Annotated in this window: 16 protein-coding genes and 1 riboswitch; of the genes, 6 read left to right on the top strand and 10 right to left on the bottom strand. The window is 67.0% G+C overall.

What is annotated here, in order from left to right:
- Window positions 1–98: 98 nt before the first annotated feature.
- On the top strand, window positions 99–872 hold the full coding sequence (locus tag AC5P7F_RS04765) for an SDR family oxidoreductase (RefSeq protein WP_046432430.1): 774 nt from the start codon (window positions 99–101) through the stop codon (window positions 870–872).
- Between the two features lie 141 nt (window positions 873–1,013).
- Here AC5P7F_RS04765 and leuB read toward each other — a convergent pair whose 3' ends face one another.
- From leuB to ilvC, 9 genes are all read right to left on the bottom strand, one after another.
- Entirely contained in the window at window positions 1,014–2,075 is a 1,062-nt protein-coding gene (gene leuB, locus AC5P7F_RS04760; protein ID WP_164077962.1) for a 3-isopropylmalate dehydrogenase, read from the bottom strand.
- Window positions 2,065–2,643: a 3-isopropylmalate dehydratase small subunit gene (leuD, locus tag AC5P7F_RS04755; RefSeq protein ID WP_164077961.1), complete on the bottom strand. Its 579-nt coding sequence runs from the start codon at window positions 2,641–2,643 to the stop codon at window positions 2,065–2,067. The genes leuB and leuD overlap by 11 nt, the downstream gene beginning before the upstream one ends.
- Window positions 2,643–4,061: a 3-isopropylmalate dehydratase large subunit gene (gene leuC, locus AC5P7F_RS04750; protein WP_164077960.1), complete on the bottom strand. Its 1,419-nt coding sequence runs from the start codon at window positions 4,059–4,061 to the stop codon at window positions 2,643–2,645. The genes leuD and leuC overlap by 1 nt, the downstream gene beginning before the upstream one ends.
- A gap of 60 nt (window positions 4,062–4,121) precedes the next feature.
- Window positions 4,122–4,901: a class I SAM-dependent methyltransferase gene (locus AC5P7F_RS04745; RefSeq protein ID WP_014648338.1), complete on the bottom strand. Its 780-nt coding sequence runs from the start codon at window positions 4,899–4,901 to the stop codon at window positions 4,122–4,124.
- Window positions 4,902–4,911: 10 nt separating this feature from the next.
- Window positions 4,912–6,498, bottom strand: coding sequence for a 2-isopropylmalate synthase (locus tag AC5P7F_RS04740; RefSeq protein ID WP_164077959.1), 1,587 nt, complete (start codon window positions 6,496–6,498; stop codon window positions 4,912–4,914).
- Window positions 6,495–7,586, bottom strand: coding sequence for a threonine dehydratase (locus AC5P7F_RS04735; protein ID WP_049420878.1), 1,092 nt, complete (start codon window positions 7,584–7,586; stop codon window positions 6,495–6,497). Before AC5P7F_RS04735 ends, AC5P7F_RS04740 begins: the two co-directional genes overlap by 4 nt.
- A 96-nt stretch (window positions 7,587–7,682) precedes the next feature.
- Window positions 7,683–7,934: an ACT domain-containing protein gene (locus tag AC5P7F_RS04730; RefSeq protein WP_014648335.1), complete on the bottom strand. Its 252-nt coding sequence runs from the start codon at window positions 7,932–7,934 to the stop codon at window positions 7,683–7,685.
- Window positions 7,918–9,654 (bottom strand): acetolactate synthase 2 catalytic subunit, encoded by a 1,737-nt coding sequence (gene ilvG, locus AC5P7F_RS04725; RefSeq protein WP_164077958.1) that lies wholly within the window; start codon window positions 9,652–9,654, stop codon window positions 7,918–7,920. The genes AC5P7F_RS04730 and ilvG overlap by 17 nt, the downstream gene beginning before the upstream one ends.
- A gap of 39 nt (window positions 9,655–9,693) precedes the next feature.
- Window positions 9,694–10,668: a ketol-acid reductoisomerase gene (gene ilvC / locus AC5P7F_RS04720; protein WP_014648333.1), complete on the bottom strand. Its 975-nt coding sequence runs from the start codon at window positions 10,666–10,668 to the stop codon at window positions 9,694–9,696.
- A 688-nt stretch (window positions 10,669–11,356) separates the two neighbouring features.
- On the opposite strand from ilvC, the gene ggt reads away from it, so the two are divergent.
- On the top strand, window positions 11,357–13,075 hold the full coding sequence (gene ggt / locus AC5P7F_RS04715; protein WP_046432417.1) for a gamma-glutamyltransferase: 1,719 nt from the start codon (window positions 11,357–11,359) through the stop codon (window positions 13,073–13,075).
- Window positions 13,076–13,618: 543 nt separating this feature from the next.
- On the opposite strand, the gene AC5P7F_RS04710 is transcribed toward ggt, so the two are convergent.
- Window positions 13,619–15,196 (bottom strand): BCCT family transporter, encoded by a 1,578-nt coding sequence (locus AC5P7F_RS04710; protein WP_495204140.1) that lies wholly within the window; start codon window positions 15,194–15,196, stop codon window positions 13,619–13,621.
- A gap of 265 nt (window positions 15,197–15,461) precedes the next feature.
- Window positions 15,462–15,563: riboswitch (TPP riboswitch) on the top strand.
- Between the two features lie 82 nt (window positions 15,564–15,645).
- Between AC5P7F_RS04710 and thiC the strand changes: the two genes are divergently transcribed.
- From thiC to AC5P7F_RS04690, 4 genes are all read left to right on the top strand, one after another.
- Window positions 15,646–17,490 carry a phosphomethylpyrimidine synthase ThiC gene (gene thiC / locus AC5P7F_RS04705; protein WP_164077178.1) on the top strand — a complete coding sequence of 615 codons (1,845 nt, stop codon included), beginning with the start codon at window positions 15,646–15,648 and terminating at the stop codon, window positions 17,488–17,490.
- Window positions 17,491–17,583: 93 nt separating this feature from the next.
- The gene (locus tag AC5P7F_RS04700) at window positions 17,584–18,255 is read left to right on the top strand and encodes an ion channel (RefSeq protein ID WP_164077179.1); all 672 of its coding nucleotides are present in this window, start codon (window positions 17,584–17,586) and stop codon (window positions 18,253–18,255) included.
- A gap of 259 nt (window positions 18,256–18,514) precedes the next feature.
- The gene (locus tag AC5P7F_RS04695; RefSeq protein WP_164077180.1) at window positions 18,515–20,839 is read left to right on the top strand and encodes a winged helix-turn-helix domain-containing protein; all 2,325 of its coding nucleotides are present in this window, start codon (window positions 18,515–18,517) and stop codon (window positions 20,837–20,839) included.
- 115 nt (window positions 20,840–20,954) lie between these two features.
- Window positions 20,955–21,854 carry a helix-turn-helix transcriptional regulator gene (locus tag AC5P7F_RS04690; protein ID WP_032955994.1) on the top strand — a complete coding sequence of 300 codons (900 nt, stop codon included), beginning with the start codon at window positions 20,955–20,957 and terminating at the stop codon, window positions 21,852–21,854.
- Window positions 21,855–21,896: the final 42 nt, after the last annotated feature.

Raw genomic sequence — 21,896 nt, 5'->3', positions numbered from 1 at the left:
GTTAAGTCAATGTGGCGGGCTTTATCCGCATTTTCTGCACGATATCGTCGTCAGGGCAGGGTTGCCACCCCGGGCAGCCCCCTCCTGAGACCGAAGCCATGACCGACCATTCCCTCAAGGGCAAGACTGTGCTGATTGCCGGTGGTGCCAAGAACCTGGGCGGCCTGATCGCCCGCGACTTCGCCCGCCAGGGTGCCAGCGCCGTCGTCATCCACTACAACAGTGCCGCCACCCAGGCCGATGCAGAAGCAACCGTTGCCGCCGTGCAGGCGGCCGGCAGCAGGGCGGTAGCCCTGCAGGGCGACCTGACCTCGGCGGCAGCGATGGAGCGCTTGTTCGCCGATGCCGTGGCCGCAGTCGGCCGTCCCGACATCGCCATCAATACGGTCGGCAAGGTGCTGAAGAAGCCGCTGCTGGAGATCAGCGAAGCGGAGTATGACGAGATGAGCGCGGTCAACGCCAAGGCCGCATTCTTCTTCCTCAAGGAGGCCGGCCGCCAGGTCAACGACGGCGGTCGCATCTGCACCCTGGTCACCTCGCTGCTGGGTGCGTTCACGCCGTTCTATTCCAGCTATGCCGGCACCAAGGCGCCGGTCGAGCATTTCACCCGCGCGGCGTCAAAGGAGTTCGGTGAGCGCGGCATCTCGGTGACTGCGATCGGGCCGGGCCCGATGGACACGCCGTTCTTCTACCCGGCCGAGAGTGCCGATGCACAGGCGTACCACAAGACCGCGGCCGCGCTCTCGGCGTTCACCCGTACCGGCCTGACCGACATCGCCGACATCGTGCCGTGGATCCGCTTCCTGGTCACCGATGGCTGGTGGATGACCGGGCAGACCATCCTGGTCAATGGTGGGTACACCACCAAATAATGCAGCCGCGCATGGCGTGGATCTGCTGCGCGACATTCGAACGATCCACGCATGGCGTGGATCTACAGTAGAGCCACCCCATGGGTGGCTGCGCACAATGACCAAAGGCAGAGGCGCCACGCATGGAGTGGCGCCATCGGATCAGTTGAGTTTGGCCAGCACCGCATCCGTGGCGGCGGCGGTACTCACGGCCTGGCCCTTGGCGGCCAGGTCGGCAGTGAACACCCCATCATCCAGCACCGCGTGCACCGCCGCTTCCACTGCTGCGGCTTCGGCTTCCAGCCCCAGCGAATGGCGTAGCAGCATCGCCGCGCTGAAGATCGTCGCGTAGGGATTGGCGATGCCCTTGCCGGCGATGTCCGGGGCCGAACCGTGGATCGGTTCGTAGATGCCGACCGCACCCGGTTCACCCAGCGAGGCCGAGGGCAGCAGGCCGAGCGAGCCGGCCAGCATCGAGGCTTCGTCGGTGAGGATGTCGCCGAACATGTTCTCGGTGACGATCACGTCGTACTCGCGCGGCTTGGCCAGCAGGTGCATGGCCATCGAATCGACCAGCTGGTGCTCCAGCGCCACCTCCGGGAACTCCTCGCGGCCGATGCGCGCGGCCACGTCGCGCCACAGGCGCGAGGTTTCCAATACGTTGGCCTTGTCCACCGAGGTGACCTTGCCACGCCGCTGCCGGGCCAGGCGGAAGGCACTGCGCAGCACGCGCTCGATCTCGGCCACGGTGTAGCGGCACAGGTCGCTGGCACTGTCGGCATCGCGGGTCTTGTCGCCGAAGTAGATGCCGCCGGTCAGTTCGCGCACCACCACGAAGTCCACACCCTGCAGCAGCTCGGCCTTGATCGGCGAGGCGTGCAGTGCGGCCTCATGGGTGCGCACCGGGCGCAGGTTGGCGTACAGGCCCAGAGCCTTGCGGATCGCCAGCAGACCCTGTTCCGGACGCACCTTGGCGTTCGGGTCGGACCACTTCGGGCCACCGACTGCGCCCAGCAGCACCGCGCTGGCGGCCTGGCAGGCGGCCAGGGTCGATGCCGGCAGCGGTTCGCCGTGGCGGTCGATGGCGATGCCGCCGATGTCGTGCTCGCTGAAGGTGAAGCTGTGGTTGAAGCGTTCGGCGACGGCCTTCAGGACGGCGACTGCCGCGGCGGCCACTTCCGGGCCGATGCCATCACCGGGAAGGACAACAATTTCAGCGTGCATGCTCACTCTCGTAACGTTCGATTTCAGGGACACGGCCCAACAGATACCCCAACTGGTCGACACCTTCCAGCAGGCAGGTCTGCGAGAAGCCGTCCAGCGGGAAGGAATAGACGCGGCCGTCCGGCGTGCGCAGTTCGCGCGCGGCCACGTCGATGGTCAGCTCATCATCCGGGCGCTGCATCAGCGCCTGCACGTCGGCCTCGTCCAGCACGATCGGCAGCAGGCCGTTCTTCAGCGAGTTGCCACGGAAGATGTCGGCGATCTCGCTGCTGACGATGGCGCGCAGGCCCAGGTCGGTCAGCGCCCACGGTGCATGTTCGCGCGACGAGCCGCAGCCGAAGTTGCGACCCGCCAGCAGGATGCTGCGGCCGGCGTTGTGCGGCTGGTTGAAGGCGAAGTCGGCCACCGGTGAACCGTCGGCCTGCCAGCGCCAGTCATTGAAGGCGTGGCGGCCCAGGCCGGCGCGTTCGGTGGTGGACAGGAACCGCGCCGGGATGATCTGGTCGGTGTCGATGTTGGTCTGGCGCAGCACCACGCTGGCCGAGGTCAAGGTACGGAAACCGGCCATCACGCCACCTCCTGTGCGAACAGCTCGCGAGTGTCGGCGACATGCCCGTTCACCGCGGCCCACGCCGCGCTCATCGGTGAGGCCAGCAGGGTGCGCGAACCGGGACCCTGGCGGCCTTCGAAATTACGGTTGCTGGTGCTCACGGCCAGCTGCCCGGGCGCGACCAGATCACCATTCATGGCGATGCACATCGAGCAGCCCGGCTCGCGCCATTCGGCACCGGCCGCGCGCACGATCTCATGGATGCCTTCGGCCTCGGCCTCTCGCTTGACGATCTCCGAGCCCGGCACCACCAGCATGCGCACCCGGTCGGCGACGCGACGACCGCGCAGCACCTGCGCCACCTCACGCATGTCACTCAGGCGGCCGTTGGTGCAGGAACCGACGAACACCACGTCCACCGGCGTTCCGGCCAGCGCCTTGCCGGCCCGGAAATGCATGTAGTCCAGGCCCTTCTGTGCGGCGGCATCGTTGGCGGCCGGGATCGGCGCATCCACCGCGATGGCGGTACCCGGGTGGGTGCCCCAGGTCAGCGTCGGGCGGATATCGGCGGCGTCGATGTGCACTTCGCTGTCGAAGCGCGCGCCGTCATCACTGCGCAGCTGCTGCCAGCGCGCCACCGCAGCCTCGAAATCGGCGCCCTTTGGGCCGCGCGGGGTGTTGGCGACGAAGTCGAAGGTGACCTGGTCCGGCGCCACCATACCGGCACGCGCACCCGCTTCGATCGACATGTTGCACAGGGTCATGCGCTGTTCCATGTCCATCGCTTCGATGGTGCTGCCGCGGAACTCGATCACGTGGCCGGTGCCGCCATTGACGCCGATCACGCCGATGATGTGCAGGACCACGTCCTTGGCGCCGACACCCGGCGCCAGCGGCCCATCGACGGTGATCGCCAGCGTCTTCGCCTTGCGCTGCAGCAGGCATTGCGTGGCCAGCACGTGGCCGACCTCGCTGGTGCCGATGCCGAACGCCAGCGAACCGAAGGCACCGTGGGTGGAGGTGTGGCTGTCGCCGCAGACGATGGTCATGCCCGGCTGGGTGAAGCCCTGCTCGGGCGCGATCACGTGGACGATGCCGCGGTTGTCCGAGGCCATGTCGAACAGCTCGATGCCGTGCTCGGCGCAGTTGCGCGCCAGCGTGGCGACCTGTGCCTCGGAGGCGGCGCTGGCATAGGGCAGCGTGCCGTCCGCGGCGGCCGGCAGGGTCGGCGTGGAGTGGTCCATCGTCGCCTTGGTGCGGTCCGGCCGGCGCGGCGACAAGCCGCGTTCGCGCAGTTCGGTGAAGGCCTGCGGCGAGGTCACCTCGTGGATCAGGTGCAGGTCGATGTACAGCACGGCGGGCGCGCTGTCGGATTCGGGAACCACCACGTGGGCGTCCCACAGTTTGTCGTACAGGGTGCGGGGTGCGGAAGTCATGCGTATGCCTGGCAGAAGTACGAAATAGCGAACATCAGTAAGGAAAGCGGAACGGTCAAGTCAGCGACGGCGGGCGAGCACACGCAGGCGCACGTAGTCGGCCAGCGGCTGGCCAGATGCGTCACGCGGCAGCTCGGCCAGCAGTGCGGTGGCCGCCTCGCGCACGGTGGCGCGGGCCTCGGCCGGCAGGTCGTCCAGCAGCGGTGCGGCGAATACCCGCAGCCAGCCGGCCACGCCGGTCGGCAGTGCGGTCGGGCGCGGCGTGCACTCGATCAGTTGCACCTGGAAGCCATGCTGGCGCAGGCGATCGGCGTAGGCATCGGCCGTCGGGAAGTACCACCGGAAGGTGCTGGCGCCATGCCCGTGGGCCACGCGCGCGGCCTGCACGGCCGCGATGATCGTGGCCACGTTGCCGTGGCCGCCGAACTCGGCGACGAAGCGGCCACCGGGGCGCAGGGCGCGGCGCACGCCTTCCAGTACGCGGTCCGGAGTCGTCATCCAATGCAGTGCCGCATTGCTGAACACCGCATCGAACTCGCTGTCGAACGACAGTGCGTGGCCGTCCATCAGCTGGGCGTCGACGCCGCGCGCACGGGCGGCGATCACCAGTTCCGGCGAGGCATCCACGCCGTGGATGCGCGCACCGCTCAGGGCCAGTTCGGTGCTGAGTACGCCATCGCCACAGCCCAGGTCGAGGATGCGCTCACCGGCGCGCGGGTCGAGCAGGCGCGATACCGCACCGCCGAGCAGCGGCACGAAGCCGGCATCGATCGCATAGTCCTGGGCGTTCCACTGCTGGCCAGCGGCGCTGGCCGGGGTGGGGGTGTCGAAGGCGCTCATGGTGGGATCCTCAGGCGGTGGCGGAAGCGGGAACGTCGGTGCTGCTGTGGACGGCGGCCTGACGCTGGCGCAGCAGGCGGTTGGCCACATCCAGCCAGGCCAGCGCGGAGGCTTCGATGATGTCCTTGCTGGTGCCGGTGCCGTCGTACTCCACGCCGTCATGGCGCACACTCAGGTTGGCTTCGCCACGCGCATCGGCACCGATGCCGACGCTGTGCACGTGATAGCTGTCCAGCATCAGCTGCACGCCGGTGGCGGCCGACAGCGCGCCGAACAGCGCATCGACCGGGCCGTCGCCCTGCGCGGTCTCGGCCACGCGGTTGCCATCCGGGTCGGACAGTTCGACCAGCGCGTTGGCGCGGCTGCCGACGTCGCTGATGGTCATCGAGGCCAGGCGGTAGCCCTGCGCGCTGGAGCCGCCCTGCATCAACGTCTGCAGGTCGGCATCGGTGACCACGCGCTGCTGTTCGCACAGGCCCTTGAACTGCTCGAACACCAGCTTCAGTTCGTCTTCGTCCAGCCAGAAGCCCAACGCACGCAGGCGCGCTTCGACGGCGGCGCGGCCACTGTGGCGGCCCAGCACCATCTGCGAATCTTCCCAGCCCACGTCTTCCGGACGCATGATTTCGTAGGTGCCGCGATGGCGCAGCATGCCGTGCTGGTGGATGCCCGATTCATGGGCGAACGCGTTGGCACCGACGATGGCCTTGTTGCGCTGTACCGGCATGCCGACCAGACGCTGCAGCAGCTGCGAAGTGCCGACGATGCGTGGGGTGTTGATCGAACTGTCCTGTTCGTAGAAGGCCTGGCGGACCTTCAGCACCATCGCGATCTCTTCCAGCGAACAGTTGCCGGCGCGCTCGCCGATGCCGTTGATGGTGCACTCGACCTGGCGTGCACCGCCTTCGATGGCGGCCAGCGAGTTGGCCACCGCCAGGCCCAGGTCGTTGTGGCAGTGCGCGCTGAAGATCACGTTGGCCGCGTTCGGCACGTCGGCGACGCCGGCGATGACCTGCTGGAACATCGCGCGGATTTCTTCCGGCGTGGTGAAGCCGACGGTGTCGGGCAGGTTGATGGTGGTGGCGCCGGCGGCAATGGCCACGCGCGAAACCTCGATCAGGTAGTCCAGCTCGGTGCGGGTGGCATCCTCGGCCGAGAACTCGACGTCGTCGATGTAGGAACGGGCCAACGAGACGTGCTTGCGTACCGACTCCAGCACCTGCTCGCGGGTCATCCGCAGCTTGTGCTCGCGGTGCAGCGGGCTGGTCGACAGGAACACGTGCAGGCGCGGGTTGGCTGCCGCTTCCAGTGCACGTGCGGAGGTCTCGATATCGGCCTGCAGGCAGCGCGACAGCACCGCCAGGCTCAGGCTCGGGCGGCGCAGTACGCGGCCGATCATCGCCATCGCCTCGCGGTCGGATTGCGAGCTGGCCGGGAAGCCGGTCTCGATGATGTCCACGCCCAGTTCGTCCAGCGCACGCGCCATCACCAGCTTCTGCGGCGGGCTCATGCTGCAGCCGGGGGACTGCTCGCCGTCACGCAGGGTGGTGTCGAAGATGCGGATGCGCGGGGTGGTAATTCGTTCGATGGTGGTCACAGGGAAATCTCCTCGACAGCGGGTGCGACGGCTTGCAGGGGGGAAGGGGAAGAGGCGGGGGAGGCGAGGGCGCTGGCCTTGGTCGGCGAGCGCGGGGTTTCGCTGCGCCGTCGCCGCGGTTTGCGTGGCGGGCGCGGACGGATGTCGGTGAGCAGGCCGGCCAGGACACCGGCATCGATGTTGCCGCCGGACACCACCGCACACTTGCGGCGGCCGGCGACGCGGCGGCCGGCCGCCAGCGCCAACGCGCCCGCGCCCTCGGCGATGATGTGTTCCTCCAGCGCAAGCCGGACCAGCGTTTCGCGCAGTTCGGCCTCGCGCACGATCACCACATCGTCCAGCAGCGAGGTGCACAGGCGGCGGGTCAGGAAGCCGGGAATCTTCACCCGCACGCCGTCGGCCAGAGAGGCAACCGGGGCGATCTCGCGCACGTCGCCGCGGATCGCACGTGCCATCGAATCGACGCCTTCCACCTGCGCGCCAATCACGCGCACGCCCTGCGATTTCAGCGCCAGTGCAACGCCGGAGGCCAGTCCACCGCCGCCGATCGGCACGATCACCACGTCCGGCGCGTGTGCGGCCAGCTCGATGCCGACCGTGCCCTGGCCCGCGATCACATCGGCGTCGTCGAACGCGGACAGGAAGCGGTAGCCGTGTCGCTGTGCCAGTTCGACCGCGAAGGCGTAGGCCTCGTCGTAGCTGGTGCCGTGCTGGCGAACGGTCGCGCCCCAGTGGGCGACGCCGGCGATCTTGGTGGCCGGTGCGCCATGCGGCATCACGGTGATGGCCGGCACGTCCAGGCGGTAGGCCGCCCACGCCACGCCCTGGGCATGGTTGCCGGCCGAGGCGCAGATCACCGGCCGGGTATCGCCGCGCTCGCGGCCGGCCAGCAGCGCGTTCAACGCGCCGCGTACCTTGTAGGACCCGGTGCGCTGCAGGTTCTCCAGCTTCAGCCAGGTGCCGAAGCGCTCGGCATGGTGCAGCGGGGTAGGCGGCAGGAAGCGGCGCAGCCGGGCCTGCGCCGCCAGTACGTCGGCGACGCTTACGTCGCCGACATCGCTTTCCTGGCTGGCATCAGCGGCCGGCATGGGCCACCAGCGCGGTGCGGGCGACCGCCGCATGCGGGCACGGGCGGCGAAGAAGACGCCTCCGTACCGGCACCGTGGTCACTACGGTACGGGTGTTCATACGGATGCTCCTTCCACGGCAGTGACCTGCACGGACACGCAGTCGTAGATCTTCTCGATCTGCCGGCACAGCGTTTCCGCCGGGCGCTGGCCATCCACCACCAGCTGCAGGTGCCAGCGGCCATCGTCGTCGGCCACCGGCGCACCGCTGATCGCGCGCGGTGCGAAGCCGCGGCGTTCGGCCATGCCGATCACGCGCAGCAGCGCGCCTTCGGCCGGGTGCAGCACCAGGTCAAGCCGGTATTGCATTGGGGGTCTCCTGGCGGGCATGGGCGGGGTTGCTTTCCAGCATCGTGCTGTTGGCGGTGTTCGGCGGCACCAGTGGCCACACGTTGGCACGTGCATCGATGGCCACGTGCAGCAGGGCCGGGCCCGGTTCGGCCAGCAGCGCGGCCAGGCCGCCTTCCACGTCGTCGCGGTTGTCGATGCGGGTGGCGGCGATGCCGAACACCTGTGCCAGCGCCACGAAGTCCGGGTTGTCGGACAGGTCGATCTCGCTGTAACGCTCGGCGAAGAACAGTTCCTGCCACTGCCGCACCATGCCCAGCGAACTGTTGTCCAGCAGCACGATCTTCACCGGCAGGCGGCAACGCGCGATGGTCGCCAGCTCCTGCACGTTCATCATGAAGCTGCCGTCGCCGGACACCAGCACCACGGTGCGCTCCGGGCATGCGAACTGCGCACCCATCGCCGCCGGCAGGCCGAAGCCCATGGTGCCCAGCGCGCCACTGGTCAGGTGGTTGCGCGGGTGGTTGAAGCGGCAGTGCTGCGCCACCCACATCTGGTGCTGGCCGACATCGCAGGCGATCACCGCATCGGCCGGGGCCAGCTCGCTCAGGCGCTTCAGCAGCGCCGGGGCGTAGATGTGCTGGCCCGGTGCGTCGTAGCGTGCAGAGAAGTGGTCGCGGTGCTGCGCGCAACGCCTGCGCCACGCGTCCTGATGGGCCTTGGGGGAGGGGAAGGCCGCACGCAGGGCACGGATGGCATGGCCGACGTTGCCAGGCACGGCGACATCGGCGCTGCGCAGCTTGGAGATCTCGTAGGCGTCGGCATCGATATGGACGACGCGGGCGAACGGTGCGAACTCGGCCAGCTTGCCGGTGGCGCGGTCGTCGAAGCGTGCACCCAGCACCAGCAGCAGGTCGCTTTCCTGCACCGCCATGTTGGCCGCGCGGGTACCGTGCATGCCCAGCATGCCCAGTGACTGCGGATGGCTGGCCGGCAGCGCGCCCAGGCCACGCAGGGTCATCACGGTGGGGATGGCGCTGGCTTCGACGAAGTCGCGCAGGTCCTGCACCGCATCGCCCAGCGCGATGCCGCCACCGGCGTAGACCACCGGCTTCTCGGCGGCTGCCAGTGCGGCGATGGCTTCGGCGATGGCCGCTTCGGCCGGCGCAGGTGGCGGCTCGACGCTGCTCGGCACGTGCGCCGGCAGGTGGCTGGCATCGGCCAGCTGCACGTCCTTGGGCAGGTCGATCAGCACCGGGCCGGGCCGGCCCTCGCGGGCGACGCGGAAGGCATCGGCGACCACGCGCGGCAGGTCGTCGACGCTGCGCACCAGCCAGCTGTGCTTGACGATCGGCATGGTCAGGCCGAACACATCCAGTTCCTGGAAAGCGTCAGTACCCAGCAGCGGCGTGGCGACCTGGCCGGTGATGCAGACCATCGGCACCGAATCCAGCATCGCATCGGCAATGCCGGTGACCAGGTTGGAGGCGCCCGGGCCGGAGGTGGCCACGCAGACGCCGACCTGGCCGCTGGCGCGGGCGAATCCATTCGCCGCCAGTGCGGCACCCTGCTCGTGGCGCACCAGGATGTGCTTCAGCGACGAATCCACCAGCGCGTCGTAGAACGGCATGATGGTGCCGCCGGGATAGCCGAACAGCGTGCGGATGCCTTCGGCTTCCAGCGCCTGGGTCAGCCAGCGCGCGCCGTTGGGCGGCGCGCTGCGGTGTGTGGAAGAGTTCATGGGGGAACCTTGCAAAGCGGGTGGGGGAGGGCCGCGCGGTTACGCGGCCTGTCCTTGCAACCAGACCATCTTGGCGCGCAGTTCCTTGCCCACCTTCTCGATCGGGTGCTCCAGGTCGGCCTGCTTGAACCGGTTGTAGTTCGGCAGGCCCGCTTCGTACTCGGCCACCCAGTTCTTGGTGAAGGTGCCGTCCTGGATGTCCTTCAGCACTTCCTTCATGCGCGCCTTGGTGCCGGCGTCGATCACCCGCGGGCCGCTGACGTAGTCGCCGTACTGCGCGGTCTCGGAGATGAATTCCAGCATGCGCGAGATACCGCCTTCATAGAACAGGTCGACGATCAGCTTCAGTTCGTGCAGCACTTCGTAGTAGGCGATCTCCGGCTGGTAGCCCGCTTCAACCAGGGTCTCGAAACCGGCCTGCACCAGTGCCGAGGCACCGCCGCACAGCACCGCCTGCTCGCCGAACAGGTCGGTCTCGGTCTCTTCCTTGAAGGTGGTCTGGATCAGGTTGGCGCGTGCACCGCCGAGGCCGGCCGCATAGGCCAGTGCGTACTCGGCCGCCTTGCCGCTCTTGTCCTGGTAGACCGCCCAGATGCAGGGCACGCCACGGCCGATCTCGTACTCGCGGCGCACCAGCGCGCCCGGGCCCTTGGGCGCAACCAGCACCACGTCCAGGTCGTCGCGCGGCCTGATCATGTCGAAGTGCACGTTCAGGCCGTGCGCGAACAGCAGCACCGCACCCTGCTTCATGTTCGGCGCCAGCACGTCGTCGTAGAGCTTCTTCTGCACCATGTCCGGGGTCAGCACGGCGACCAGGTCCGCATCCTTCACCGCGTCGGCCGGTGCTTTCACGGTGAAGCCGTCGGCCTGTGCCTTGACTTCGGTCGGGCCGCCCGGACGCAGGCCTACCACCACGTCGAAGCCGGATTCGCGCAGGTTCAGTGCGTGGGCGCGGCCCTGGCTGCCGTAGCCGATGACGGCGATCTTGGTCTGGGGCAGGTCGTTGGTGCTCATGGGGGAGGTTCCTTGCGGTGGGAAGAAAAAAAGAACGGCCGGTCGTCGAGGTGACGTACCGGCCGGTCAGGGGAAAGCGGTGGAGGAGGCACCATGCGCCGCGCAGGCACAGCCACCACGAGGCGTGGCGGCGGTGTGGGTCCGGGTTTTGCGTTGGGCGTTGTGCATGGTGGTTGCGTCTGAAACCAGGTTCTGAAATGAAAAAACCCGCACCGGGGCGGGTGCGGGTTTTTGAAGAGTTCCGGTGTATTCGTTGCTTACACGCTGGCTCGTCCCGCACCTGTTGGTTGGGTAATAAGTACGAGCACAAGAATCGAACGCAGCGAGGCGGCGCCGATGTCGGCGGCTTCGTTGTGGGTTCGCGGTGGCGTGTTGTGATGCAACATGTGATCGAGAGAAACACAGCCGTTTTGGCGATGTCAACCCTCGCGACGGAATTCTTGTTGGTTTCCGTTGCATCCGGCGCAATCGCCTGTGGCACAAGGATGGTTGCCGCTGAAAGTGTTTCGGTGAACCGGAATTCACTCCTTTCAGGGCGGTTTTTGCGCGGAATCCGGCGGATCCTCGCCTTGCTGGGTGCGGACCTTGCACACCCACCCCAGGATCAACGTCCATGACCTCTGCCCGATACCCCAGGATGGCCGCAGCGGCGAAGATCGGGGGACCACCCTTCCATCGGAACCCGACCGTGTCCCGACGCCTTGCCCGTTCCCTGCTGGCCGCCGCTGTACTGGCCGCTGTGCCCGCACTGTCTTCGGCCGCCGACCGCATCACCGGCCACACCTTTGCCACCCGTTCGGAGGTGATCGCCCCGCATGCGATGGCCGCTACCTCGCAGCCGCTGGCCACCCAGATTGCACTGGACGTGATGAAGGGGGGAGGCTCGGCGGTGGACGCGGCGATCGCCGCCAACGCCGCGCTTGGCCTGATGGAGCCGACCGGCAACGGCATCGGTGGCGACCTGTTCGCCATCGTCTGGGACCCGAAGACGCAGAAGCTCTACGGCTACAACGGTTCGGGGCGCTCGCCGAAGTCGCTGACCCTGGCCGAGTTCCAGCGACGTGGCCTGAAGGACATCCCGGCTACCGGCCCGCTGCCGGTCTCCGTGCCCGGCGCGGTCGACGGCTGGTTCGCGCTGCACGACCGCTTCGGCCGCAAGCCGATGGCCGACAACCTGGCGCCGGCCATCCGCTACGCGCGCGAGGGCCATCCCGTCGCCGAGGTGATCGCCTACTACTGGGACCGCTCGGTGCCCAAGCTGTCGCAGTACCCGGGCTTCAAGGAGCAGTTCACGATCAACGGCCACGCCCCGCGCAAGGGCGAGATGTGGAAGAACCCGAACCTGGCCAGCACCCTGCAGCAGATTGCCGACGGCGGACGCGATGCCTTCTACAAGGGCGCCATTGCCCACACCATCGGCGACTACTTCAAGGCCAATGGTGGCTACCTGAGCTACCAGGACATGGCCGACCACCATGGTGAGTGGGTCGAACCGGTCAGCAGCAACTACCGTGGCTACGACGTGTGGGAGCTGCCGCCGAACAGCCAGGGCATCGCCGCGCTGCAGATCCTCAACGTGCTGGAAGGCTACGATTTCTCGAAGATCCCGTTCGGTTCACCCGAGCACGTGCACCTGTTCGTCGAAGCGAAGAAGCTGGCCTTCGCCGACCGTGCGCGCTTCTATGCCGACATGGCCTTCCAGCCGGCGCCGGTGCAGAAGCTGATCTCCAAGGAATACGCCGCGCAGCGCCGCGCACTGATCTCGATGGACAAGGCGCTGAAGGAAGTGCAGCCGGGCACGCCGAAGCAGCTGGAAGAAGGCGACACGATCTACATGACCGTGGCCGACGCCGACGGCATGATGGTGTCGTTGATCCAGTCCAACTACCGCGGCATGGGCAGCGGCATGGCGCCGCCGGGGCTGGGCTTCATCCTGCAGGATCGTGGCGAGATGTTCGTGCTGCAGAAGAACCATCCCAACGGCTATGCACCGGGCAAGCGGCCGTTCCAGACGATCATCCCGGCGTTCATCACCAAGGGCGGCAAGCCGTACGCCAGCTTCGGCGTGATGGGCGGCGCGATGCAGCCGCAGGGCCACGCGCAGATTGTGATGAACCTGGTGGATTTCGGCATGAACCTGCAGGAAGCCGGTGACGCACCGCGCATCCAGCACGAGGGCTCGACCGAACCGACCGGACAGGCCACGGCGATGACCGACGGTGGTGAAGTGAATCTGGAAACCGGCTTCCCGTACGAGACGGTGCGTGCGCTGATGCGCAAGGGGCATCGCATCGTGTTCGCCGATGGCCCGTATGGCGGGTACCAGGCGATCATGCGCGACCCCGAGAGCGGGGTTTATTACGGAGCTTCGGAGAGTCGCAAGGATGGGCAGGCGGCGGGGTATTGAGGGTTCCCGGCCACCGGGCGCAGCCCCCTCTGCGGTGATGGTTCAGCGATGCTTGGCTTGGCCGGGCGGGTGGATTGTCTGGGGGACGCCGTGAATAGGTCCCTGTAGGCTCGGTCGCCGCATCCATGCGGCTCACGCCCCCAGCCAACCCACCCGCCCGGCCACGGACAGTTTCCGTGTCCGTCACCGCAGGAAAAGAAAAAGAAGAGCAAGAGCAAAGGCAACGGCAACAGCCGCGGGCTTTGGGTTGGGGTCGGATCCGTTTTCCGCAGGAAAACGGATCCGACCCCTTCTTGTTTTCCGATACACATCTTCCACGCAAAGCGTGGAAAACCAACCGTCACCGGAAATCTGTCGGGCGTGGGGCGGTGTGGGTGGGCAGGACCGTTGGCGCCATGGATGGCGCCATCGAGCCCCCAAGGATGGGTTCACGGCGTGTCCTGCCCACCCACACCGCCCCGCCAAACCCTCAGCATCCCAGAGCCGGTTTAGACGTTGCCGTTGCTTGAAAAAAGCAGTGCAGCCGCAGGCTGCAAAACACCCTCAATCCTGATCGTGCGCGCGTGCGGCCTCGGCCTGGGTCTCCTCCTGCGCCGCCATCTCGCGCGCGATCCACGCATCGATCATGTGCCGCTGGCGCTGCGCCTGCCGCCGCTCACGCGTGTACTCCTGGTCGAGCACGCGGTACAGCGACACCATCACCAGCACCATCAGCAGCGCGAATGGCAACGCCGCAATCGTGATCATGCCCTGCAGTGCATCCAGGCCACCGGCCAGCAGCAAGGCCGCTGCGATCAACGCCACCGCAATGCCCCAGGCCAGCTTGCGCTTCAACGGGGGATCGCCTGCTTCGTCAGTGGACATGCTGGCCAGCACCAGTACCGCCGAGTCGGCCGAGGTCACGAAGAAGATCATCAGCAGTACCAGTGCGATGCACGACAGCAGCAGCGGCAGCGGCATGCTGTCGAACAGCGTGAACAGCACGGTCTTGTAGCCATTGCCCAGCGCCTGCACCAGGTCGGCATGGCCGAAGATCTGTGCGCACAGCGCGGTGCCGCCGAATACGGCGAACCAGAAGAAGCCCAGCAGCGTCGGCGCGAGCACGACGCCGATCACGAACTCGCGCACGCTGCGGCCGCGCGAGATGCGTGCGATGAACGACCCCACGAACGGAGCCCAGGAAATCCACCAGGCCCAGTAGAAAATCGTCCAGTCGGCCACCCATGTGCTGCCGGAGAACGGTGACATGCGCAGGCTCATCGTCACCAGCTGGTTGAGGTAGGAGCCCAGCGTGGTGGTGAACGTATCGAAGATGAATCCGGTCGGCCCCAGCACCAGCAGGATGGCGGCCAGCAGGGCAGCCAACGCCAGGTTGAAATTGGACAGCCACTTCACACCTCGCTCCACGCCACTGGCGGTGGACGCCATGTACAGCACGAAGGCGATGGCGATGATGGTCATCTGCACCGGGACCGTAGCTTCCAGGCCGAACACGCGTTCCACGCCCGCGGCGATCTGGATGGTGCCGAAGCCCAGCGTAGTCGCGACACCGATCGCGGTGGCGACCACTGCAGCGATGTTGACCACCCTACCGATCCAGCCGCGATGGTGGCGGCCGATGATCGGCTGCAGCATGTCGCTGACCAGGCCGCGGCCGTTGCGGTTGAACTGGAACCAGGCCATTGCCAGCCCGATCAGCGCATAGATGGCCCACGGGTGCAGGCCCCAGTGGAAGAATGCATAGCGCATCGAGGCGCGTGCCGCATCCAGGCTCTGCGGAGCAAGCCCTTCCGGTGGCTTGCTGAAGTGCGAAATGGGCTCGGCGGCGCCCCAGAACACCAGGCCGATGCCCATGCCGGCGGCGAACAGCATCGACATCCAGCTGGCTCGCGAGAACTCGGGCTCGGCGTCTTCGCCACCGATGCGCAGGTTGCCGAAGCGACCGAAAGCCAGGTACATCAGGAACACCAGGGCCAGGAATACCACCAGCAGGTACAGCCAGCCGACGCTGCGGATGACTTCTGCCAGCATCGACTGCACCACGGCATTGAAGGGGCCTGGTGCAATACCGGCAAGCAGCACCAGCAGCAGAACCAGTGCGATGGAAACGCGAAACACCATGAAGGAGCTTCTCCGATCAAGGGATTGAGGGGAGCGAGCAGAGCTTGCAGCGAAGGACCGGCGGCATGCAGCGCGAACCGGGCAGGGGCCGCGTCGGCGGCGAAGGACGCATCGGTCGCTGGAGGGCGACGGACGTGCACGTTACTGAACGCGACGTCATGGTTCTGTTAACGAACAACGATCCGGATCAGATCCGCTTTCCACAGGAAAGCGGATCTGACCGCGGGGGCAACTCCCGGAGCGGGCGGTCTATGCTCTAATGCACGCCAAGAAGCGGGGGTACCGCGGCCATGTGGCCACGGTTGAGACAGTCCCTTGGAACCTGATCCGGCTCATACCGGCGTAGGGAAGCTTTGCAGTGCAGCCGTGCCCGGACACCGCCCAAGGACCGTCCGTGCGCGGTCGCAGTGCGCCGCCGCTTCGTCCCTGACCTTCCTGGACGATGCCCGATGAACGCACAGCTCTCCGCCCTGCAGCAACAGGCCCAGCAACTCTCCGAATCCGTGACCCGGCCCATTCCCGGCTCGCGCAAGATCCACGTACCCGGTTCGCGTCCGGATCTGCAGGTGCCGATGCGCGAGATCGCGTTGACCCGCACGCCGACGCTGTTCGGCGGCGAAGAGAATGCACCGGTCACGGTCTACGATACGTCGGGCCCGTACACCGATCCGGACGCGCGTATCGATCTGTCCGCGGGCCTGCCGGCGCTGCGTCGTGGCTGGGTGGAGGAGCGCGGCGATACCGAACAGCTCGACGGCCTGAGTTCGTCGTTCGGCCGCGATCGCGAGCACGACCCGAAGCTCGATGCTGTGCGCTTCCCCACACGCAGCCTGCCGCGCCGTGCACGTGCAGGCGCGAACGTCACCCAGATGCACTATGCGCGCCGCGGCATCATCACGCCGGAAATGGAATTCGTCGCCATCCGTGAAAACCAGCGGCTGGACGCGATCCGCGATGCCGGCCTGCTGCAGCAGCACCCGGGCGAGGCGTTCGGCGCCTCGATCCAGAAGATCATCACGCCGGAGTTCGTGCGCGATGAAATCGCCCGTGGCCGTGCGGTGCTGCCCAACAACATCAACCACCCGGAAAGCGAGCCGATGATCATCGGCCGCAACTTCCTGACCAAGATCAACGCCAACATCGGCAACAGCGCGGTGTCCTCGGGCATTGCCGAAGAGGTGGAGAAACTGGTGTGGGCGATCCGCTGGGGTGGTGACACCGTGATGGACCTGTCCACCGGCAAGCACATCCACGAAACCCGCGAGTGGATCATCCGCAACTCGCCGGTGGCGATCGGTACCGTGCCGATCTACCAGGCGCTGGAGAAGGTCGACGGCCGCGCCGAAGCGCTTACCTGGGAGATCTTCCGCGACACGCTGATCGAGCAGGCCGAGCAGGGCGTGGACTACTTCACCATCCACGCCGGCGTGCTGCTGCGCTACGTGCCGCTCACCGCCAAGCGCGTGACCGGCATCGTCAGCCGCGGTGGTTCGATCATGGCCAAGTGGTGCCTGGCGCACCACAGGGAGAATTTCCTCTACACGCACTTCGAAGACATCTGCGAGATCATGAAGGCCTATGACGTGACCTTCTCGCTGGGTGACGGCCTGCGCCCGGGCTGCATCGCCGATGCCAACGACGTGGCGCAGTTCGGTGAGCTGGAGACGCTGGGTGAGCTCACCAAGATCGCCTGGAAGCATGATGTGCAGACCATGATCGAAGGCCCCGGCCACGTGCCGATGCAGCTGATCAAGGAGAACATGGACAAGCAGCTGCGCGAATGCGGCGAAGCGCCGTTCTACACGCTGGGGCCGCTGACCACCGACATCGCGCCGGGCTACGACCACATCACCAGCGCGATCGGTGCGGCGATGATCGGTTGGTTCGGCACGGCGATGCTCTGCTACGTGACGCCGAAGGAGCACCTTGGCCTACCCAATCGCCAGGACGTGCGTGACGGCATCATGGCCTACCGCATCGCCGCGCATGCGGCCGACCTGGCCAAGGGCCATCCGGGCGCGCAGGTACGCGACAACGCACTGAGCAAGGCGCGCTTCGAGTTCCGCTGGGAAGACCAGTTTCACCTTGGCCTGGATCCGGAGAAGGCCAGGGAGTTCCATGACGAAACGCTGCCGAAGGATGCGCACAAGCTGTCGCACTTCTGCTCGATGTGCGGCCCGCACTTCTGTTCGATGAAGATCACCCAGGATGTGCGTGACTACGCCGAGGCCGGCATGAAGGAGAAGTCGGAGGAGTTCCGCGCCGCGGGTGCCGAGGTCTACCACCAGGGGTGATGCGCAGACGGTGGTGCCGGCCCGCGGCCGGCACTACCGCTCATCACGCCGCTCCCGGCTATCCTCCGCCCATCATCCCGCGGAAAGGACACCATGCCTGTTGCCATGACCACCCGTTGGCTGGCCATTGCCCGCCGGCATCCTTCGGCCTGGTTGCTGGGCGCGCAGCTGCTGGCGGTGCTGCTGTATCCCGCGCTGGATGACACCGCCGCCGGCCGCGCGGCACTGGGCATGTTCGGCATGGCGGTACTCGGCCTGGCGCTGTGGGTGGTCCAGCGCAGCCCGCTGGGCACCTGGCTGGCGCTGTTGCTGGCCATTCCCTCGGTGGTGTTCTCGTTGGCAGGCGCATTGCTCGAGCGCACCGCATTGCTGACCACCGCGCAGGTGCTGGAGAGCCTGCTGTACTTTTACACGGCTGGCGCCCTGATTGCCTACATGCTCCAGGACCACAAGGTCACCCGCGACGAACTGTTCGCCGCAGGCGCAACCTTCACCCTGCTGGCGTGGGCGTTCGCCTTCGCGTTCGCGGTGTGCCAGCAGTGGTATCCGGGCAGTTTCCACGGCACCGGCGGGCAGGCGCAGCGCAGTTGGATGGAGCTGCTTTATCTCAGCTTCAGCTTGCTGTCTGGAGTCGGCTTGAGTGATGTCGTGCCGCTTCATCCACAGGCACGAGCACTGGTCATGCTGGAGCAGTTTTCCGGCGTGATGTACGTGGCTTTGGTGGTTTCGCGGCTGGTCGGATTGACCATGCTGCGGCGCATGTGAAAATGAACGCCAGATAAAAATTTCGCGCCCAAGAGGGCGCGAATGATGTCGCGAATTATGTGAATGCGTCGGCGAGAGAGAGCCTGATGTCGACCACGCGATAGGCGAGGTAACTTGCATAGGCTAGTATTCGCGCGCTCGATTGTTTTTGCGGTATGCGCCGATGCTTTGTGCGGAGTCTGGCTTTTCGCTGTTCCCAGGACGGGACCGTAACGAAGGCAAACACTGCCCGGGACCTGTCTCTACTGTGTAGCAGAAAATGAACAGCAGCGAAATACAGCCACCCGTGTCCGATCGGATACGGATAGGAGAGTGCATCGTCACTCTGTCCTCGCGCGAAGTCGAGGTCGTCGGTGCGCGTCGTCCGCGCCGGCTGACGCCGAAGGCGCTGGGCGTGCTGCGCGTGCTGCTGCGGCAGCCGGGCCGTGTGGTCACCCGCGACGAGTTGTTCGCCGAGGTGTGGCCGGACACGCTGCCGACCAACGATGTGCTGACCCAGGCCGTTACCCAGCTGCGCAAGGCGTTCAGCAACGACGACGACAGCGGCCAGGCCTACATCGAGACCATTTCCAAGACCGGCTATCGGCTTCTGGTACCGGTACAGGCGCTGGACGATGCGGAGCCGTCGGCTGCGGGCTTGCCTGACGACGAAGGTGTGGACGTGCAGCCCGCACTCGCCGCCGCTGCGGTGCTGCCCGCGCGCGCGCAGGAATCGCGCCGCCGCTGGCGCCATGTCCGCCGCCGCGTGCTGCTGGCGCTGGGCGTGTTGATGCTGGCCACGCTGCTGGTGATGACCACGCTGCTGCTGCGCCGCGCACCGGCCAGCAGTTCGCCGGTGGAGGCCGCCGTGGAGAACGGCACGCGGGTGATCGGCAGCCCCCAGCGTCCCTATCGGTTGATCACCGCAACCAGCGGCTTTGAAACCTATCCCACGCTGTCACCGGATGGTTCGCTGGTGGCCTATGAAGGCGCCAACGAAGATGGCAACGGCGGTGGTGCGATCAAGGTACAGACCTCCGGCAACGCGCCGGCGCGCCAGTTGCTGGCGCCGCCGGCCGGTGCCGTCGATCGATTCCCGAACTGGTCGCCGGATGGTCGCGAAATTGCCTTCGCACGGTTCTCCGCCGACGGTGGCTGCCAGGTGCTGATCGCCAGCGCAACCGGTGGCGCCCTGCGCCAGGCCACGCGCTGCGATGGCACCGAGCTGCTCAGCTTCGACTGGACGCCCGATGGTCGCGGCCTGGTGTTCGGCAGCATGGTCGGGCGCTACGCGCACCGTGGCATCCGCGTGCTGGACCTGGGCAGTGGTCAGTGGCGCGCGCTGGCGTACAGCGTCGACCAGGACGACTTCGACTACGCACCGCGTTACTCGCCCGATGGGCAATGGCTGGTGTTCGTGCGCAATCCGCAGCTGGGCGATCTGTGGCGGGTGCCGGCCGCGGGCGGTACGCCCGAGCAGTTGACCAACGAGGCGGCAGAGCTGCGCGGATGGGCCTGGCTGGACGATGGCCGCACCATCGTGTTCGGTCGCCGCGTCGACAGCGAGGCGCGGCTCTATTATCTGGACGTCGAGCGGCACACGCTGCGCGATGCCGGCCTGGATGATGCGCAGTGGCCCGCCGTGTCGCGACGTGGCGGGATGCTGGCCTTCGTCCACCGGCGCGCGCAGTTCGGCGTGTTCAAGGTGCCGGTGCAGGGCAGCGGCGCGCCCGAACGCCTGTTTGCATCCAGTGGCCGCGATGGGCAGCCGATGGCAGCGCCGGATGGCCGCCAGCTGGTCTTCACCTCGGATCGCTCCGGCAGCTTCGCCCTGTGGTGGGCGGACATGCAGCGGCCGGATTCGCTGCGCCCCATTGAAGGGCTGCGGCCGGAAGCGCGGCAGGCACCGGACTGGTCGGCCGACAGCCGCCAGCTGCTCGTGGTCGGCCGCGACGCGCATGGGCGCACGGTGGTCTACGAGATCGCGCCACGCGATGAACGCCTGCAACCTTTGCCGGTCCCGGCCGAACAGCCGCTGCAGGCCCTGTATGGCGCGTCGCCGGAGCAGTTGTTTGTGGTCGAGCGCGATGCCGACCAGCGCACCCGGTTGAGTCTGTTCGACCGCAGCACCCAGCCCTGGCGCCGGTTGGCCAGCATCGAAGGGGTGTCGCAGGCGCGCTTCGACCGCAGCAGTGGCCGCGTGTTGTTCACCCGCCTGGCCGCAGGTGGCCTGTGGTCGGCCGACGCCGCGTTGTCGTCGGGCAGCGTGCAGCAGATCAGCGATGACCGGCCCAGCCGCTGGCGATACCGGGCCTGGACCGTGGCCGGCAACACTGGCGTCGGTTACCTCGGCACTTCGAGCACGTGTGGCACCACCTTCGTGCGCATCCTGCCCGGCCGCGCGGAGCCGGAACGCTGCCTGGATGCGGAGCGGCTCAGCGCCGGCAACGGACTCAGCGCCAGCGCTGACGGGCGTGACCTGTTCGTGGCGATGGCGGTCAGCGATGGTGCCGACATCGGTGTGATGCGGTTGCCCGAACGCCCCCCCGCGCTGTTCCCGGCGTTCTCCAAGTTGTTGTTTTTCAGTGGAAATGGGCCTTCGTAATTTCTTCGTCTGGATCTCGTCGCGAATTCGTGGCGATCTCGTCGGACTTTCCTGACGCGGTGTCGCCTGATTAGGCAAAACGGAGTCCTGTACTAGGCAAATCCGTGGTGCCCCCATGCGTCAACTCTCGCTGGCCGATCGCGGCCAAACCGTCTCCCTGGACCGGTCGCTCGACGATGTCACGCCGACCTGCCTGGGCGTGGCCCGGCTGGGCAGCCTGCAGACTGCCGGCTCCAGCTTCACTGTCTGGATGCAGGTGCGTGGCAGTTCGTGGGTGGAGGCCAAGGAAGGGCGATTCCGCCTGCGCCAGGGCGAGTGGATCGCCTTCGAGAAGGAATCGCGGCCGTTGGTGCAGGCCGGTCGCAACGGGCTGTGCGTTGGCCTGAACCTGAACGTTGAAGCGCTTCGCGTGCTGACCGAGATGGCCGACTGTGGCCTGTATGCCGGTCGTGGCCGCATGAACCGCAGTGACGCCCGCGTTGCGCTGCGCTTGTGGCGCGATGCGCTGGCCAGCGGCCAGCCGGCCCAGGCCTTGCGTCCGCTGCTGCTGCACCTTGCTGGCCTGCAGCGTGGCCTGGCCGACAACGTGCAGCGCTGCCCAGGCCGCTCGCGCAGCCGCAAGCGCCAGGTGTTCGGCCGCATGCAGCGTGCGCGCCTCTATCTGGAAGGCAACAGCCACCGGGTGGTGCGCATCGGCGAACTGGCCGAACTGACCAACTTCTCCAGCTGGTACCTCTCCAAGACCTTCCAGAGCCTGTACGAGGAAAGCCCGCAGTCGCTTTCGGCACGACTGCGCCTCGAACGCGCCGCTGATCTGCTGCGCGACACCGACATGATGGTGGGCGAGGTCGCCGCCGCCAGCGGCTTCGACAACTGCTGCAGCTTCGCGCGTGCGTTCCGCGCCCGCTACGGCCAGTCCGCGTCGCGCTTCAGGGAGAACGGCGGCTTGCTCCCGCCACAATCCGCAAAGTCTCCGGTTGGTTCGCGCAAATACAGCGCTGCAACGCAATCGTAACGTGCTGGGGTGTTTTAACACGCTGCTAACACGTACCTTGGA

Source organism: Stenotrophomonas sp. YJH_SMC_105-26 (genome assembly GCF_059368915.1).
This window is presented reverse-complemented; position numbering and strand designations above follow the sequence as displayed.